This window comes from Streptomyces javensis (genome assembly GCF_039525925.1).
GTDB lineage: Bacteria > Actinomycetota > Actinomycetes > Streptomycetales > Streptomycetaceae > Streptomyces > Streptomyces asiaticus.
In genome coordinates, this window is record NZ_BAAAIF010000020.1 from 1 (window position 1) to 15,717 (window position 15,717).

General features: G+C 72.2%; 19 protein-coding genes. 7 read left to right on the plus strand and 12 right to left on the minus strand.

Features of this window, described 5'->3' with window-relative positions:
• Together ABD329_RS19660 and ABD329_RS19665 are read left to right on the plus strand one after the other, a co-directional pair.
• A partial coding sequence (locus tag ABD329_RS19660) for an SUKH-4 family immunity protein (RefSeq protein ID WP_344316688.1) occupies positions 1–1,182 on the plus strand: 1,182 nt, incomplete at its 5' end.
• Positions 1,183–1,446: 264 nt separating this feature from the next.
• Positions 1,447–2,367, plus strand: a complete 921-nt coding sequence (locus ABD329_RS19665) for a coiled-coil domain-containing protein (protein WP_344316690.1) — start codon at positions 1,447–1,449, stop codon at positions 2,365–2,367.
• Positions 2,368–2,401: 34 nt separating this feature from the next.
• Here the strand turns inward: ABD329_RS19665 and ABD329_RS19670 are convergent, their stop codons facing one another.
• Positions 2,402–3,994: an MFS transporter gene (locus ABD329_RS19670; protein WP_344316718.1), complete on the minus strand. Its 1,593-nt coding sequence runs from the start codon at positions 3,992–3,994 to the stop codon at positions 2,402–2,404.
• Positions 3,995–4,464: 470 nt separating this feature from the next.
• Between ABD329_RS19670 and ABD329_RS19675 the strand changes: the two genes are divergently transcribed.
• Both ABD329_RS19675 and ABD329_RS19680 read left to right on the plus strand, forming a co-directional pair.
• On the plus strand, positions 4,465–5,253 hold the full coding sequence (locus tag ABD329_RS19675) for an ABC transporter ATP-binding protein (protein WP_198281070.1): 789 nt from the start codon (positions 4,465–4,467) through the stop codon (positions 5,251–5,253).
• Positions 5,250–7,820 (plus strand): ABC transporter permease, encoded by a 2,571-nt coding sequence (locus ABD329_RS19680; RefSeq protein WP_198281071.1) that lies wholly within the window; start codon positions 5,250–5,252, stop codon positions 7,818–7,820. Before ABD329_RS19675 ends, ABD329_RS19680 begins: the two co-directional genes overlap by 4 nt.
• A gap of 194 nt (positions 7,821–8,014) precedes the next feature.
• Here ABD329_RS19680 and ABD329_RS19685 read toward each other — a convergent pair whose 3' ends face one another.
• Positions 8,015–8,251: a hypothetical protein gene (locus tag ABD329_RS19685; RefSeq protein WP_198281072.1), complete on the minus strand. Its 237-nt coding sequence runs from the start codon at positions 8,249–8,251 to the stop codon at positions 8,015–8,017.
• Positions 8,252–8,439: 188 nt separating this feature from the next.
• Between ABD329_RS19685 and ABD329_RS19690 the strand changes: the two genes are divergently transcribed.
• Together ABD329_RS19690 and ABD329_RS19695 are read left to right on the plus strand one after the other, a co-directional pair.
• Entirely contained in the window at positions 8,440–9,426 is a 987-nt protein-coding gene (locus ABD329_RS19690) for an aldo/keto reductase (protein WP_198281073.1), read from the plus strand.
• Between the two features lie 72 nt (positions 9,427–9,498).
• On the plus strand, positions 9,499–9,897 hold the full coding sequence (locus tag ABD329_RS19695) for a VOC family protein (protein ID WP_344316691.1): 399 nt from the start codon (positions 9,499–9,501) through the stop codon (positions 9,895–9,897).
• Between the two features lie 63 nt (positions 9,898–9,960).
• Here ABD329_RS19695 and ABD329_RS19700 read toward each other — a convergent pair whose 3' ends face one another.
• Both ABD329_RS19700 and ABD329_RS19705 read right to left on the minus strand, forming a co-directional pair.
• Positions 9,961–10,935, minus strand: a complete 975-nt coding sequence (locus ABD329_RS19700) for a DNA-3-methyladenine glycosylase family protein (protein WP_198282067.1) — start codon at positions 10,933–10,935, stop codon at positions 9,961–9,963.
• A 2-nt stretch (positions 10,936–10,937) separates the two neighbouring features.
• Positions 10,938–11,309 (minus strand): VOC family protein, encoded by a 372-nt coding sequence (locus tag ABD329_RS19705; RefSeq protein WP_198282066.1) that lies wholly within the window; start codon positions 11,307–11,309, stop codon positions 10,938–10,940.
• A gap of 100 nt (positions 11,310–11,409) precedes the next feature.
• On the opposite strand from ABD329_RS19705, the gene ABD329_RS19710 reads away from it, so the two are divergent.
• Positions 11,410–11,871: a MarR family winged helix-turn-helix transcriptional regulator gene (locus ABD329_RS19710; RefSeq protein WP_198282065.1), complete on the plus strand. Its 462-nt coding sequence runs from the start codon at positions 11,410–11,412 to the stop codon at positions 11,869–11,871.
• 26 nt (positions 11,872–11,897) lie between these two features.
• Here the strand turns inward: ABD329_RS19710 and ABD329_RS19715 are convergent, their stop codons facing one another.
• The 8 genes from ABD329_RS19715 to ABD329_RS19750 form a co-directional block, all read right to left on the minus strand.
• Complete coding sequence (locus ABD329_RS19715; RefSeq protein ID WP_198282064.1) at positions 11,898–12,212, minus strand: gas vesicle protein K; 315 nt, start codon at positions 12,210–12,212, stop codon at positions 11,898–11,900.
• Positions 12,209–12,394: a gas vesicle protein gene (locus tag ABD329_RS19720; protein WP_198282068.1), complete on the minus strand. Its 186-nt coding sequence runs from the start codon at positions 12,392–12,394 to the stop codon at positions 12,209–12,211. Before ABD329_RS19720 ends, ABD329_RS19715 begins: the two co-directional genes overlap by 4 nt.
• A 107-nt stretch (positions 12,395–12,501) precedes the next feature.
• Entirely contained in the window at positions 12,502–13,335 is an 834-nt protein-coding gene (locus ABD329_RS19725; protein ID WP_344316692.1) for a GvpL/GvpF family gas vesicle protein, read from the minus strand.
• Entirely contained in the window at positions 13,332–13,697 is a 366-nt protein-coding gene (locus tag ABD329_RS19730) for a gas vesicle protein (protein ID WP_198282181.1), read from the minus strand. The genes ABD329_RS19725 and ABD329_RS19730 overlap by 4 nt, the downstream gene beginning before the upstream one ends.
• Complete coding sequence (locus tag ABD329_RS19735; RefSeq protein WP_198282182.1) at positions 13,694–13,954, minus strand: gas vesicle protein GvpG; 261 nt, start codon at positions 13,952–13,954, stop codon at positions 13,694–13,696. Before ABD329_RS19735 ends, ABD329_RS19730 begins: the two co-directional genes overlap by 4 nt.
• 1 nt (position 13,955) lies before the next feature.
• On the minus strand, positions 13,956–14,720 hold the full coding sequence (locus ABD329_RS19740; protein WP_198282183.1) for a GvpL/GvpF family gas vesicle protein: 765 nt from the start codon (positions 14,718–14,720) through the stop codon (positions 13,956–13,958).
• Between the two features lie 3 nt (positions 14,721–14,723).
• Entirely contained in the window at positions 14,724–15,215 is a 492-nt protein-coding gene (gene gvpJ / locus ABD329_RS19745; protein WP_344316693.1) for a gas vesicle protein GvpJ, read from the minus strand.
• Between the two features lie 36 nt (positions 15,216–15,251).
• Complete coding sequence (locus ABD329_RS19750) at positions 15,252–15,563, minus strand: gas vesicle protein GvpO (protein ID WP_063745093.1); 312 nt, start codon at positions 15,561–15,563, stop codon at positions 15,252–15,254.
• Between the last annotated feature and the right edge of the window lie 154 nt (positions 15,564–15,717).

The following is a 15,717-nucleotide window of genomic DNA, read 5'->3' on the forward strand; positions in this document are numbered from 1 at the left end:
CGTCATCGACTATCGCCGCCCCGGCCGGGCGCGGCCGGGCCGGCGTACCCGGGCGGACCCGGCGCTCCTGGCGCGCCCGGCGCGCCCGGTATGCCCCCGCCCGCCGGTGCTCCCGCTCAGGGGCTGGCGCCGCCTCCGGGCGCGTCCGCGCCGGGGATGGCGCCGCAGCCCGGCTATGCGTATCCGCCGCCGCCCCCAGGTCAGCCGACCGTGGGCCCGGGCTATATGGCGGTGCTGCGCTACCGCGCCCAGGACGGCTCGGAGCAGCAGCTGATCCGCCGTTCGGCGCCCGGCACCCCGCATCCGGAGTGGCAGATCCTGCATGAGCTGCGGGCGATGAACGTCCCGCCGCAGCAGGTGCTGGAGCTCCACACCGAGCTGGAGTCCTGCGATCTGCCCGGCGGCTACTGCGCCCGGATGATCCGGGAGAGCTGGCCGCAGGTGCGGATCAGCCACACCGCTCCGTACGGACGCGATCACGCCACCCGGCAGCAGGGCGTACGGCATCTGCTGGAGCACCAGGGCGAGCTGCACCAGGTGGCGGACGGCCCGGCCCGTCCGGCGCCGAACCGGGTGCCGCTGCCGCACCCCAGCCAGGTGCAGCCGATTCCGCCGGTGCCGCCGGAGGGTCTCGCGCATGAGCTGGGCCAGGCGTTCGGGCCGCAGGGCATCGTCCGCTTCGACCAGCGCGCGGTGTCGCGGATGGGCGTTCCGGAGGTGGTGGCGCAGACGCTGGTGTGGGCGGGGCTGCCGCTGGACTTCGGCCCGTTCTTCTGGGCGCAGGCCCAGGCGGGCCGCCCGGTGCCGACGCTGGCGGAGCTGGCGGCCGAGCGCGGGGTGCAGTCCGCGCCGGACGCGGGTTCGTACCTGGTCATGGGCAATGACTTCGGCCGTCAGCTGTGTGTGCAGTACGGCACGGCGAACATCGTGGCGGTGCCGCTGGAGGCGACGCCCCAGCCGACCCCGCCGCAGTTCGTGAACACCGGGCTGCCGGAGTTCGTGCGGTGCATGGCGCTGCTGGGCCGGATGTGGCGGCTGCGGTACGGGCTGACGCCGGACCAGGCGGGCCGTTGGACGGTGGACTTCCAGGCGCAGCTCGCGGGTCTCGACCCGGCGGCGCTGTCCACGCCGGACAACTGGTGGGCCGTGCTGCTGGAGCAGATGTGGGACGGCCTGCTGTGAGTGCGTCGTAGGTCCGTTGTGAGCCCGTTGTGAGTCCGCCCGCGCGGCCCTGACCGCGCGCCACCGGACGAACCGCGCGACCGAAGAACGAATGGCGATCGAGGCGCCCGACCCCCGTGACGGGGGCGGGCGCCTCGTCGTTGTTGTCACCGGCGGCGCTCCCGGCCGCGGATATGGGCGGAGTGTCGCGTTATGGGGATGAGAGGCCATCTATAAAGATGTGCGCCGAAGCGCGTTGCATACCGGACAAAAGGGGTTCCAAGGATGGGCGCATCGGTGTCACGTCATGGCTTCACCATCGTCGGCGGACGGGGCCGTGGCTACCGTCCCGCGCAGGTCGAGCGCTATGTGGCAGACCTGTCCGAAGCGCGGGACGCGGCGTGGGAGCGCGCCGCGCGCCTCACCGTGCTGGCCAATGAGCTGACCGCCGAGGCGGAGCGGCTGCGCGAGGTGATCTCCCAATTGGCCCCCCAGACCTATGAGTCCCTCGGCGACCGGGCCCAGCTGATCCTGATGGCCGCCGAGGAGGAGGTCGGCTGTCTGCGGGCGGCGGCCGAGGCGACGGCGCAGGAGGAGTGGGAGGCCGCGCAGGCCGTGGCCCGTACGGTGCGGGACGCCGCCCGCGACGAGGCGGAGCTGGTCCGCGAGGCCGCCGAGGCGGCGGCGCGCGCCACCCTGGAGTCGGTCCAGGTGGACGTGGACGAGCTGCGGGCCGTCTCGCGCCAGGACGCCAAGGAGTGGCGGGCCCAGGCGCTGGCGGAGCTGAGGGAGATGCGGCAGCGCACCGCCGCGATCCTGGCCGAGCAGGAGCGGGAGCACGCCGAGCGGTGGGAGGCGGCGGGCCGCGAACTGGCCGAGCGGGACAACGCGATGACGGTCCGGCTGGCCCAGCTGGAGGAGTACGCCCAGGCGGGGCTCGCCGACGCCAAGCGGGAGTACGGGATGGCCGAGCAGGCCGCGCGGCTGCGGCAGGAGGACGCACAGGCGCAGGCGGCGGAGATCATCGCCCAGGCGCGGGCCCGGGAGGAGCGGCTGGCGCGGGAGACGGAGCGGACGCTGCGCGAGCATGTGGAGCGGCGCGAGGAGCTCAAGGCGCATCTGGAGCATGTGCGCGGCAGCCTGGCGGCCCTGACCGGCAAGCCGGTGGCGGAGGACGCGACGGCCGCCCCGCACCACGAGTCCTGAACCCACCGCCCGGCATCGAGGACCGGGCCGCCGGTCAGGCTTCCGCGTCCGCCCCCGCCCCCGACTCCGCCCCCGCCCCCGACTCCGCCTCCGTGCGGACCGGGAAGCGGCGCGGGGCGAGGAACACCAGGGCCAGCAGCGCGAGCAGCGCGGCGGTCGCCGAGCCCAGATAGACGTGGTCGACGGCGGTGTCCACGGCCCGCCGCAGATAGTCGGCCGCCTGGTCGGTGAGGGTGCCGGGGTGCTCCAGGGCGCGCGAGACCGAGTCCAGGTCGTCGGGCAGCCCCGGCCGGATGGCGTCGGGCGCCTCGGTCAGCCGGGAGGCCAGCGTCGCGTTGGCCACGGCGCCGAAGAGCGCGGCCCCGACGCTCTGGCCGACCTGGCGGCAGAAGAGGATCGAGGCGGTGGCGGTGCCGCGCTCGGCCCATCCGACGGACGACTGCACCCCGATGATCAGCGGCAGCTGGAACAGCCCGAGCGCGCCCCCGAGCAGCAGCATGATCAGCGCGGGCTGCCAGGCGGCGCCCGGATAGGGCAGGAGCGGGAAGGCGGCCAGGATCAGCGTGGCGGCTGTCATCCCGGTGATGGCGCAGCGCCGGAAGCCGACGCGGTTGTAGACGCGGCTGCTGAGCGCGGCCGCGATCGGCCAGCTGAGCGTCATCGTGGACAGTACGAACCCGGCCGGTATCGGTCCGAGCCCCAGCACCGACTGGGCGTAGGTGGGCAGAAAGACGGTCGGGGCGATCATCAGCAGACCGAGCGCGGCGAAGGCGATGTTCACCGCCGAGATGGTGCGGCGGTGCCAGACCCAGCCGGGGATGATCGGTTCGGCGGCGCGCCGTTCGATCCACACGGTGGCCGCGGCGCACACCGCGGCGCTGCCGAGCATGGTGAGCGAGGGCGCGGACAGCCAGCTCCAGGCCACTCCGCCCTGGACGAGCGCGGTGAGCAGCAGCCCGCCGCTGAGGAACACACCGAGCGCCCCGGCCCAGTCGACCCGGGGGCGGTTCTCCCGGTGCCGTCGCGGTTCGTGCAGATGGCGGGTGATCAGGATGAACGCCAGGGCACCGACCGGCAGATTGATGAGGAAGATCCACCGCCAGTCGGCGTATCCGGCGAGCAGACCGCCGATCGCGGGACCCGCCACGGAGGAGAGCGCCCACACCGAGGAGAGCCTGGCCTGGATCTTCGGGCGCTCCTTGAGCGGATAGAGGTCGGCGGCGACGACCTGGATGGTGCCCTGGAGCGCCCCGCCGCCCAGCCCCTGGACGACCCGGAAGGCGATGAGGGAGGCCATGTTCCAGGCCCCGGCGCACAGCAGCGAGCCGATGACGAAGAGCACCACGCCCGCGAGCAGGATGGGCTTGCGGCCGAAGGTGTCGGAGAGCTTTCCGTACAGCGGCAGGGAGACCGTGACGGCGAGCAGATAGCCGGAGAAGAGCCAGGAGAAGACGGAGAAGCCGCCGAGGTCGCCGACGATCTGCGGGACGGCGGTGGAGATGATGGTCGAGTCCAGCGCGGCCAGCGACATGCCGAGCATCAGGGCGGCCACGACGGGGCGGCGGCCGCTGGGGGCGGGGGTCTCGGAGTGGAGCTGGGGTGCGGGGGGCCTGGGGTCCGCGTCCATCGGCCGTCGTGCGGTGCCGCCCACGGTGGCGCGCTCCCTCCGCCGGTACGCGCCGGCACGTGTCCCTGTTGTTCGTACGACGGACTCACGTACGCACGATTCTTGTACGACCCACGATTCCATGCCGGGCCAGGCTGGCGGAAGAACGCATCCGGGCTGCCCAGACGGCCCGGCTTGAGCCTGACGTGGCGGGAGGGTGCAGCATCGACCCCGAGTCCGGGGTCAGACCCAGGACTCACTCCCCTAGGGGATGCCCACCCTGTACTCCTACTCCCGGTTCGTCCGGGCGGATGAGGAGCCCGTCGTCCCCACTTCATATGGTTGCTACGGGCTGCGCGACCTAGGGGGTGGGGCTAGCCCTACCGCTGAGAGGGAGTCATTCCCCATCGCGGAGGTTCCCGGATCGCGGCAGTCTTATTGCGGCGATCGGGGAACAGAGATCACCGATCGGACACTGAAGGAGAAAGACCGTGACAACGGCTGTATCGATTCCCAGGACCGGGGGCAGCGGAGGACATACGGCCGTCGCCGCCCGAGCGCGTCAGGTCGTCAAGGCGTACGGCTCCGGGGAGACCCGGGTGGTCGCGCTCGACCATGTGGACGTGGACATCGCGCGGGGGCAGTACACCGCGATCATGGGCCCGTCCGGCTCCGGCAAGTCGACCCTGATGCACTGCCTGGCCGGTCTGGACACCGTCAGCTCCGGGCAGATCTTCATCGACGAGACCGAGATCACCAAGCTGAAGGACAAGAAGCTCACCAAGCTGCGCCGGGACCGGATCGGCTTCATCTTCCAGGCGTTCAACCTGCTTCCCACCCTCAGCGCGATCGAGAACATCACGCTGCCGATGGACATCGCTGGCCGCAAGCCCGACCGGGCCTGGATGGACCGGGTGGTGGAGACCGTGGGCCTGGCCGGCCGGCTCAAGCACCGTCCGAACCAGCTCTCCGGCGGTCAGCAGCAGCGCGTCGCCGTGGCCCGCGCCCTCGCCGCCCGTCCCGAGATCATCTTCGGTGACGAGCCGACCGGAAACCTGGACTCGCGGGCCGGTGCCGAGGTGCTGGGCTTCCTCAAGCGGTCGGTGGACGAGCTGGGCCAGACCATCGTGATGGTCACCCACGACCCGGTCGCCGCCTCTTACGCCAACCGGGTGCTGTACCTGGCCGACGGCCGGATCGTCGACGAGATGTACAACCCGACGGCCGATCTGGTCCTGGAGCGCATGAAGCACTTCGACGCGCGAGGACGGGTGTCATGACCGTCCTCAAGACCTCACTGCGCAACTTCGTCGCCCACAAGGGGCGGATGGCGCTGTCCGCGATCGCCGTGCTGCTCTCGGTGGCCTTCGTCTGCGGCACGCTCGTCTTCACCGACACCACCAACGCCACGTTCGACAAGCTCTTCGCGAGCACGGCCTCCGATGTCACGGTCAGCCCCAAGGGCGTCAGCGACAAGGACACCCGGCAGGGCCGGATCCGTACCCTGCCCGGTTCGGAGCTGGCGCGGCTGAAGCAGGTGGACGGCGTCAAGTCGGTGCTCGGCGACGCCACCAGCCAGTCGGTCACCGCCGCCGACCGGAACGACAACAGCATCGGCTCGGACACCGGCGCCCCGACCGTCGGCACCAACTGGGACCCGACCGAGCAGCGGTCGGTCGAGATCACCTCCGGCCACGCGCCGCGCGGCCCGACCCAGGTGATGGTCGACGCCGACACCGCCAAGAACAAGAAGCTGAAGCTGGGCGACGAGGTGCGGATCATCGCCATCCCGGGCGAGTTCCGCGCGAAGATCGTCGGCATTGCCACGTTCCAGGTGACCAACCCCGGCGCCACGCTGATCTACATGGACACCGACACCGCGCAGCGCAAGCTGCTCGGCGCCCCCGGGGTCTACTCCAGCTACTCGCTCACCGCCAAGGCGGGCGTCAGCCACGACCAGCTGAAGAAGAACGTCGTCGCCGACCTCGGCACCGGGGTCAAGGTGCAGACCAAGGCCGAGTCCAGCAAGGAGGCCGAGGACGACATCGGCTCGTTCCTGGACGTGATGAAGTACGCGATGCTCGGCTTCGCCGGGATCGCCGTCCTGGTCGGCATCTTCCTGATCGTCAACACCTTCTCGATGCTGGTCGCCCAGCGCACCCGTGAGATCGGCCTGATGCGGGCCATCGGCTCCAGCCGGAAGCAGATCAACCGGTCGGTGCTGATCGAGGCGCTGCTGCTCGGCGTCGTCGGTTCGATCCTCGGTGTCCTCGGCGGCGTCGGCCTCGCGGTCGGCCTGATGAAGATCATGGGCAGCGCGGGGCTCCACCTGAGCACCGACCAGCTGACGGTGAAGGCCACCACGCCCATCGTGGGCATCGGCATCGGCGTCGTCGTCACCGTCATCGCGGCGTACATCCCCGCCCGCCGGGCCGGGAAGATCTCCCCGATGGCGGCCCTGCGCGACGCGGGCACCCCGGCGGACAGCAAGGCCGGATGGATCCGCGGCGCGATCGGCACCCTGCTCACCGCGGGTGGCGCGGCCGCCCTGGTGGTCGCGGGGAACGCGGACAAGGCGGTCGACGGCTCGATGTTCCTGGGCCTCGGCGTGGTGCTGACGCTCATCGGCTTCATCGTCATCGGCCCGCTGCTGGCCGGTCTGGTGGTCCGCGTGCTGGCCACCGTCGTACTGCGGATCTTCGGCTCGGTCGGCCGGCTGGCCGAGCGCAACGCGCTGCGCAACCCGCGGCGCACCGGCGCCACCGGCGCGGCCCTGATGATCGGCCTGGCGCTGGTCGCCTGTCTGTCGGTGGTGGGCTCCTCGATGGTCGCCTCGGCCACCGATGAGCTGGACAAGTCGGTGGGCGCGGACTTCATCGTCCAGTCCGACACCGGCCAGCCGATCACCAAGGGGATCGCGGACGCGGTGCGCCAGGCCAAGGGGCTGAAGCACATCAGCGAGGCCAAGGACATCGAGGGCACCAAGCTCACCCTGCCCGACGGCAAGACGGTCACCAAGGACCTCTCGGCCGCCAGCCCGACGTACGCCGAGGACCTGCGCACCCCGGTCGTCGAGGGCGACCTGTCCGCCGCGTACGGCAAGGACGCCATGTCGGTGCCGGAGGGCTTCGCCAAGGACCACAAGGTGAAGAAGGGCGACACCCTCACCGTCGCCTTCAAGGAGGGCCGCACCGCCAAGCTGACCGTCGCCGCGATCACCTCGGACGACGTCAGCCTCGACAAGGGCGCGATGTACCTCAACATCGCCACCGTCGAGCGTTACGTGCCCGCCAAGCTGATCCCGGCGGACGTCATGATGCTGGCGCAGGCCAAGGACGGCCAGGAGAAGCAGGCGTACGACTCCCTCAAGTCCCAGCTGCACCACTACCCGTCGGTGAAGGTGCGCGACCAGACCGACTACAAGAAGGAGGTCAAGGACCAGGTCGGTCAGCTGCTCAACCTCGTCTACGGTCTGCTGGCGCTCGCGATCATCGTCGCCGTCCTCGGCGTGGTGAACACCCTGGCGCTCTCGGTCGTCGAGCGGACCCGCGAGATCGGCCTGATGCGCGCCATCGGTGTCTCCCGCCGCCAGATGCGCCGCATGATCCGACTGGAGTCCGTGGTCATCGCCCTCTTCGGTGCCCTGCTCGGCCTCGGGCTCGGCATGGGCTGGGGCACCACGGCCCAGAAGCTGCTGGCGCTCGAGGGTCTGAAGACCCTGGAGATCCCGTGGCCGACGATCATCACGGTCTTCATCGGCTCCGCGGTCGTGGGCCTGATCGCGGCCCTGGTCCCGGCCTTCCGGGCGGCGCGGATGAACGTCCTGAACGCGATCGCCACGGAATAGCCGGCGGGGGAACGGCCAACGGGGGAACTGGCCAACGGCGGAACTGGCCAACGGGGAACTGGCCAACGGCGGAAATGGCCAACGGGGGAAATGGGCCCGCTGCCCTCCATGGGGGGATGGGCAGCAGGGCGACCGACCGGCCCGGTGCGCGACGGGGGAGCGCACCGGGCCGGCCGTGTCCACAGGCGCTCAGGTCAGTTGATGCCCAGCGGGTCGGTGATCTGCGCGGAGTCGCTGGTGCCGTCGGGGTTGTGCCAGATACAGACGGACCCGACGACATTGATCGGGACGACTATGCCTCCAGAAGCCCAGCATTCGGCCTTGGTGAGCGGAGGGCGCGGAGCGGCCTGGGCCGTTCCTCCGATCCCCAGCGTGAGGGCGAGGGCCCCGAGGGTGGTTGCCGCGGCTAACGCAAGGCGACGAGAGCGCATATCGAACACTCCGATCCGGTGGACCTTCCACCTCAACCAGAAAGCTAGCCGGGCCAATTCGAGGAATTCACTTGTATTCGTCGCTGATGGCCGATTCTCTGTGGATCTCCAGGTGCACGGAGCTGGTTTGACTTGGAGTGCGCTCCAACTCCTAGCGTGATCGACGTTGACCACGAGGGAGGTACCCGATGTCCGAACTGCCCGCCCGCCACCTGGGCGCCCTGACCGTCGCGGCCCAGGGGCTGGGGTGCATGGGGATGAGCCACGGCTACGGCGTCTCGGACGACGCCCAGTCCATCGCCACCCTCCACCGCGCCCTCGACCTGGGCGTCACGCTGCTGGACACCTCCGACTTCTACGGCGCCGGGCACAACGAGGAGCTGCTCGGCCGGGCCCTGGCCGGGCGGCGGGAGCGGGCGGTGCTGGCCACCAAGTTCGGGTTCGCCAACCAGCTGGGGGAGCCGACCGCGATCCGGGGGGACGCCGCGTATGTCCACCAGGCGTGCGACGCCTCGCTGCGGCGGCTCGGCGTCGATCACATCGACCTCTACTACCAGCACCGCGTCGACCCCGACGTTCCCATCGAGGAGACCGTCGGCGCGATGGCCGAGCTGGTCCAGGCGGGCAAGGTGCGCCATCTCGGACTGTCCGAGGCGGGCGCGGAGACCATCCGCCGCGCCCACGCGGTGCACCCCATCGCGGCCCTCCAGAGCGAGTGGTCGCTGTGGACGCGGGACCTGGAGCACGAGGTCGTCCCGGTCTGCCGTGAGCTGGGCATCGGCCTGGTCCCCTTCTCCCCGCTCGGCCGCGGCTTCCTGACCGGCCGCTACACCTCGACCGACGGCCTGCCGGAGAGCGATGTACGCCGCACCCAGCCCCGGTTCGCCGACGGCAACCTCGAGAAGAACCTGGCCATCGTGGAGAGGCTGAACGAGCTGGCCGCCGCGAAGGGCGTCACCGCGGGTCAACTCGCCCTCGCCTGGGTGCAGCACCGCGGCGACGACGTGGTCCCCATCCCGGGCACCCGGCGCCAGAAGTACCTGGAGGAGAACCTGACCGCCGCCACCCTCGAGCTGACCCCCGAGGAGCTGTCCGCGATCGACGCCGCCGCCCCGGCCGACCAGGTCGCCGGCACCCGCTACGACGAGAAGAGCCTCGCCTTCGTCAACCGCTGATCGGGGGACCGATGAGTTTCGGGGCGGCCCGGGGTCTTTGGGGGTGAACGCATCACTCCAAGGGAGATCACCATGACCGAGACCGCGAGAGGCGCCCGTTTCACCGAGGTGGGCCGGGTCGCCGTCACCGTCGCCGATCAGGACCGGGCGCTGGAGTTCTACGTGGGCACGCTCGGCTTCGAGAAGCGTGCCGACATCCCCTTCGGCGACGGTCACCGCTGGATCGAGGTGGCCCCGGTGGGCGCCGCGACCGGGATCGCGCTGGTCCTGCCGCGCGAGGGCGGGCAGGGGCCGGGCTATGACACCGGCCTCATCCTCACCTCCGAGGACATCGACGCCGACCACGCGGCGCTGCGCGAGCGCGGCGTCGACACCGACCCGGAGGTCCAGCGCTGGGGCGCCCCGGTGCCGCCGATGTTCAGCTTCCGGGACGCGGACGGCAACGCGGTGATGGTCGTCGAGAACGGCTGACCCCGTCGGCCACCGGTGCGGAGCCGGTCCGCGGACGGGGGGCGGACCGGCTCTTCGTCGTGGTTACGGCGTACGGCCGCCGATGTGCGCGGCGCGGGCGCGCAGCAGCAGCGCGACCCAGCTGCGGTAGGGCCGCCAGCGGTCGGCGATACCGGCCAGCCGGCGGATGTCGCCGGCAGCGGTCTCGCCGGGGCCGTACGCGCCGGTCATGGCGGCGTGCAGCCGCGGTTCGTGGCGCGGGAAGACATCGGGGTGCCCGGCGCCCCGGATGAGGATGAGTTCGGCGGAGAACGGGCCGATGCCGGGGAGCTGGCGCAGTGCCGCGAGGGCGTCGTCCACCGGCATCGAGCGCAGCCGTGCGGCGTCGAGTTCACCGGCGTCGGCCGCTTCGGCCAGTGCGTGCAGCCGCTCGATCTTCACCTCGGTCAGCCCGGGGGCGCGGGTGATCGCGCGCAGGGCCGGTGGGGTGGGGAACGCGTACAGCGTGCGGCCCTCGATCCGGACCCGCCGCCCGTGCCGCTCGGCGAGGCGGGCCTTGATGGCGGCGGCCTGGGTCATGCGGATGCGGTGGCCGATGACCGCCCACGCGGCGGCTTCGTAGGGCGAGTGGAAGCACACCGGCCGAAGGCCCGGACAGTCCGCCATGAGCCCGGCCACCACGGGGTCGGCGGCGAGTTCGGGGAAGCCGCTTCCGTCGACGTCGAGGGAGAGGACGCGGGCCAGCTGGGCCCGGACGGCCTCGGCCTCGGCCTCGGCCTCGCCGGGTCCGGGCTCGGGTCCGGTCCCGGCGGACACCGGGTCTTCCGGGGTGTCGGGGTACGTGGTGAACTCGGCCCGTACCCGGCCCGCTCCTCCCTCCGCCGTCTCCTCCTGCCGCACCGCGACGGCCACCGTGGAGTGGCCGTCGTCGGCGGGGAAGGCCAGGTGGAGCACGTCGTCCGCCGTGCCCTGGTAGCTCGCCGGGGTGAAGCCCTCCAGGAAGCGCGCGCTCGCCGCGAGCGAGAAGGGGCCGGACGGGGTGAGGACGACGGCGGTCACGGTCAGCCCCCGTGCGCCGTGAGGGCGTAGCCCTCCGGGCCGATGAAGGTGAACGTGCGGCCGAAGGGGCTGTCCTGGGGCGGGCTGACGATGGGCACCCCGGCGGCGGCGAGCTGGTCGTGCAGCGCCTGGGCGTCCGGGGTGCGGAACCACAGGGCCACCCCGAGACCGGGCCGTGCGATGTCGTCGAGCTCCACGCCCGGCAGCGGTTCGCGGACGGCGAACGCGATCGGCTCGGTGGTGAACACCACCGCACCGGGCGGCGAGGCCGGTGCGCGCCGCAGGCCGAGGTGGGTTTCGCAGAAGGCGGCCGCCGCCTCGACATCGCGTACCTGAAGGGCGATGAAGTCGGGGCCGTCGATGGTGGCGGGCATGGGTCCTCCCCGGTTGTTGGTTGCGCCAGTGCCGTTCGATGTCAGGACTTTGACATGACTGGACTGTACGCGCGGCCTTTCGCTATGTCAAAATCCTGACATGGAAGATCGGACTCCCGTGGCCCCGCCGCACCCCGCCGACGACGTCACCGAGCATGTGGGCTACCGCCTCAAACGCGCCGCCGCGGCGCTGCGCGGCGCCATGGACAAGGCGCTGCGCGAGCACGGGCTGACGGTGCCGCAGTACGCCTGCCTCGAACTCCTCGACCAGCAACCCGGCCTGTCCAACGCCGAGCTCGCCCGCTCCACGTTCGTCACCCGGCAGTCCATGAACGTCGTGCTCCGCGGCCTCCAGGACGCGGACCTGATCTCCCGGCCCGCCACCACCGACCACGGCCGCGCGCTCCCCGCCCACCTCACCGACCACGGCCGCGAACGGCTCGACGTGGCCCGCTCCGCCGTCTACGCCATCGAACGGACGATGGTCGACGCCCTTCCGCAGCGGCGCCTGGCCGCCCTCCTCGCCGACCTCGACCGCATGGCTGAGGCCCTCGGCGGCTGATCTGCCCGCTGCCCCTGCCCCCTGCCTCAGTCGCGGGGGAGCAGGGTGCCCAGGGGGCCGAGGTCCAGGTTGAGGTCTTCCGGGGTCAGGCCGTGCTGGTCGCACAGCTCCGTCATGCGCTGGTCGAGGAGCATCAGCGTGGTGCCGACGCGCTCGATCTGGTCGTCGGTGAGGCCGCCGGCGTCGATGCGGCGGATGGCCTGGCGCTCCATCAGCTGGCGGAGGAGTTCGACGACCGTCAGTACCAGGGCCACCAGGTCGCGGCCGACCGAGTCGCGGTCGATGTCGACGCGGGTGGGGGCGGAGACGCGGGAGGAGGCGGAGGGGATCGGCGTGCTCATAGCGGGCCGCTGTCGGTCCAGGGGGACTTGACCCGTTCGTTGACCGAGGAGAGGAGGGCGTGCAGGGAGAGGCGGACGAGGGGGACCTCGGCGATCGCGATGACCAGGTCGCCGCTGATGACGACGCCGGTGGCGAGCACCCGGTCCAGGAGGTCCACGAGGGGGACGCCGAGCGGGCCCAGGGCCTCGGCGGGGGCGGTTCCCCACTCGGGGGCCTCCTGGCGGGCGGTGGCGGCGGGGTTCGCTTCCCACAGCGCTCGGGCCGGAGCGGGGTCCCAGGTGGGCCTGGTCATGGGGCGGCCCCCGCGTCCGTGATGCCTCCGGCGGCGAACGAATACGGCGCCCACGGTCCGGAGAGTTCGATCCGCACGTCCGTCTCGTCGTGGCGCAATGACGCCAGTGCGGCGCGCAGTTCGCGCTCCCGGCCCAGGTCGAGCAGGTAGGCCGCGTTCAGCACCTGGATGCGGTGCTTCCCGGTCACCTCGACGCCGTGCGGGCGCAGTCGGCGCGCGGCCACGGCGAGGCCCCGGACGACGGTGTTCACCCGCTCGGCGGCCCCCAGCGCCAGGGTGTGGCGCTGTTCGCGGCCGCGCTGCCGGGTGCGGACGCGGTCCAGATAGGCGCGGCCGCTCCCGCCGGGGCCAGGGCCCTCCGCCGGGGCGGCGGCCGTGGCGTCCGTGGCGGCCGGTGCGGGCGGCGGCCCCGTGGGGGCGTAGACCTTGACGCCCCATTCGACCCGGCCCGCGATCCGGTCCAGGGCGGTCAGGAAGGACGTCTGCCGGTCGGCCAGGGCCTCGCGGACGCGGCCGTCGTCGAGATAGACCGTGGCCAGGGGCAGCGGAACGGTCGGGGCCAGCGCCCACGCCGCCGTGATCACCGCGTGGTGGGCGCGGGCGCAGCGCTCCAGCTCGGCGCCGTCGGACAGCCGTCGCCGCAGCGCCGCCTCGTCGTACCCGGCCGCGGGCACGTCCTGGACCACGGCGGTGAGCGGGCCCGCCGCGACCGTACGGACGGGGGCGCCGGTGCCGAGCCCGGGGAGTTCCGCCAACGGTCCCGCCGGGGAGGTGAGGTCGCCGCCCAGGCAGACCGCGAAGGCGTAGGTGAGGTTGGCGGCCTGGGTCATGGGCGCCCCTCCTCCTCGGCCGCGCCGACCGTGCTGAGCTCCTCCGCGCCGATCCGTGACTCCAGGGCGTGCAGCCGTGCCCGCAGTTCCGCGTTCTCCTGGGCGAGGGTGTCCCGCGCGGCGCGCGACGAGAGCGCGGGATCGGTTTCCCACCAGTCGATGCCGGCCTTGCGGGCGGTGTCCACGGAGGAGATGAACAACCGCAGCCGGATGGTGAGCAGTTCGATGTCCAGCAGATCGATCTTGATGTCCCCGGCGATCACGATGCCCTTGTCCAGGACCCGTTCCAGGATCTCGGCGAGGTCGGAGGGGCGCCGCTCGTCGACCACGGACGGGGGGCAGGTCAGGTCGCGTTCGGTCATGGCGTCCGCACCCTCGCCCTTCCTCCCCGGCCGCCCGAGCGCTCCAGCAGATCCAGCAGCCGGTCCTCCTCCCGGTCGAACTCCTCCGGGCCGATCGCCCCCGACTCCAGCGCCTCGTTCAGCGCGGCGAGCCGGGCGCGCAGCACCGAGGGATGGCACATCTCCTCCTCCGCCATGTCCCGTACGCGCTCCGCGATCCACACCACCCCGCGCACCGGCGCCAGTGGAAAGAGGACGACCTGGCTCAGTACGCCCATCTCAGGCCCGGCCTTCCGTGAAGCTGTAGCAGGGCAGCGGGCCGGTGAGCCGCAGTTCGGCCCGGTCGCGGTGGGCGGCCGCGAGGCGTTCCACGGCGCCCTCGAACCGCCGCTGCTCGCGCCGGTCCAGCAGGAACGAGGCGTTGAGTACGCACCCCTCGACCTCCGGGCCGTGCACCGTGGCGTCCGCCACGGCCGAGAGCTCCGCGAGCACCGTGGCCGCGGCGGCCGCCGCCCTGCGCCGCAGCCCGCGCGCCACGGCCTCGCCGAGCCGCACGCTGGCCTCGTACCCCGGGGCCCGGCGCGCGGCGGTGCGCAACCGGCCCACCTCGGGGTCCTCCCGTACCAGCGCGCCCAGGTCGGCCTCGGTGGGCAGCGCCTTGAGGTTCATCTCGACGCGTCCCTCGACGCGTTCCAGCGCGGCCAGACAGTCGTTCTGTGTGCACAGCAGTTGCCGCCGCACCGACTCCTCGTCGGGGGCGACCATGCCGAAGCGCATCGGCAGCACCGGCCCGTCCCGCCCCAGCGTCAGGGCGAGGTCCTGGTGGGCGAGGAGGTCGCGGCGCTTGGCGCGCAGCCGGGCCGGAGCGTCGCTGATCACCGCGGCCAGCGCTCCGGCCCGGACGGTACGGACCGGGGCGGGCCGCTCGCCCACTCCGGTGCGGCCGGGCGGTACCGCGTGGGAGGCGCGGACGACGCCGTAGACGTACACGCTCTGGCGTGTGGGCGTGGCCGTGGGCGTCGGCGTCGGCGCGGGCGCGGTCATGGCTCAGTCCTCCTCGGACGGCTCGGAAGCGGAAGCGGAACGGCGGCGGGTGGGGGCGGCGCGCCGCCGGGGGCGGCTCTCCCGCTCCTCCCGCTCCCCTTCTTCTTCCTCCTCCTCATCGGCCCCGACGGCCCGCTTGACCTTCTCGCCCACGCCGGCCACCGCCTTCTTGGCCTTCTTCTTGCCGAGCCCCGTGGCCATCCGCCCGGCCGGGCTCCCGCCGCCGCCCGCCATCCCGCCCAGCAGTTCAGGAACGGTCTTGCTGCGGTCGAATTCGAGGTCCACGCGGTTGCAGGCCTCGGCGAAGCGGAGGTACGTGTCCACGCTGGCGACGACGATCCGGGCGTCGATCTTCAGGATCTCGATGCCGACGAGGGAGACCCGGATGAAGACGTCGATCACCATGCCCCGGTCGAGGATGAGTTCCAGGCAGTCGTAGAGGGTGCCGGTCCGCTGGATGCAGACGACCTCTTCCGTGTAAGTGCCAGTGGGCATCTCGGGGCGTCCTTTCGGCTGTCGTCTCCGGTCGTCTCAGCAGTCGTCGGCCGCACCGCGCCGGTAGCGGCGGACCCGCCGGTATTCCTGGAGCTCGCCCCGCTCGTCGATGCGCACCTCGTACGTGGCCAGCAGGCTGGTGGTGTCGGGGATCCGGGCGACCTCGAGGACGTCCACGCTGACGAGCCAGCCGTCCTCGTGGCGGGCCACGCCGCTGACGCCCTCGGGCTCATGGACGATCAGTGAGGCGAGCTGTTCGCACGCGTGCCGGGCGGCCTCGGCCGGCTTGGGGGCTCGGGGGCGGGTGCTCGTCCTGGTGGGCGACGGGCGCGGGTCTCGCTCTGCCATGTGCATCAGTGTGGTCACAGGACGTGCCCGGCCGCCCGTCGTGATGGGCCGGACGCGGGACTGTCAGGCCGCTCGGCCGGGTCAGGTGCGGCGCCGTCTCGCGCCTTCGGCGCAATTGAGCAGCGGGGCACGGGGCGGGGCGCGGGCTTCGTAA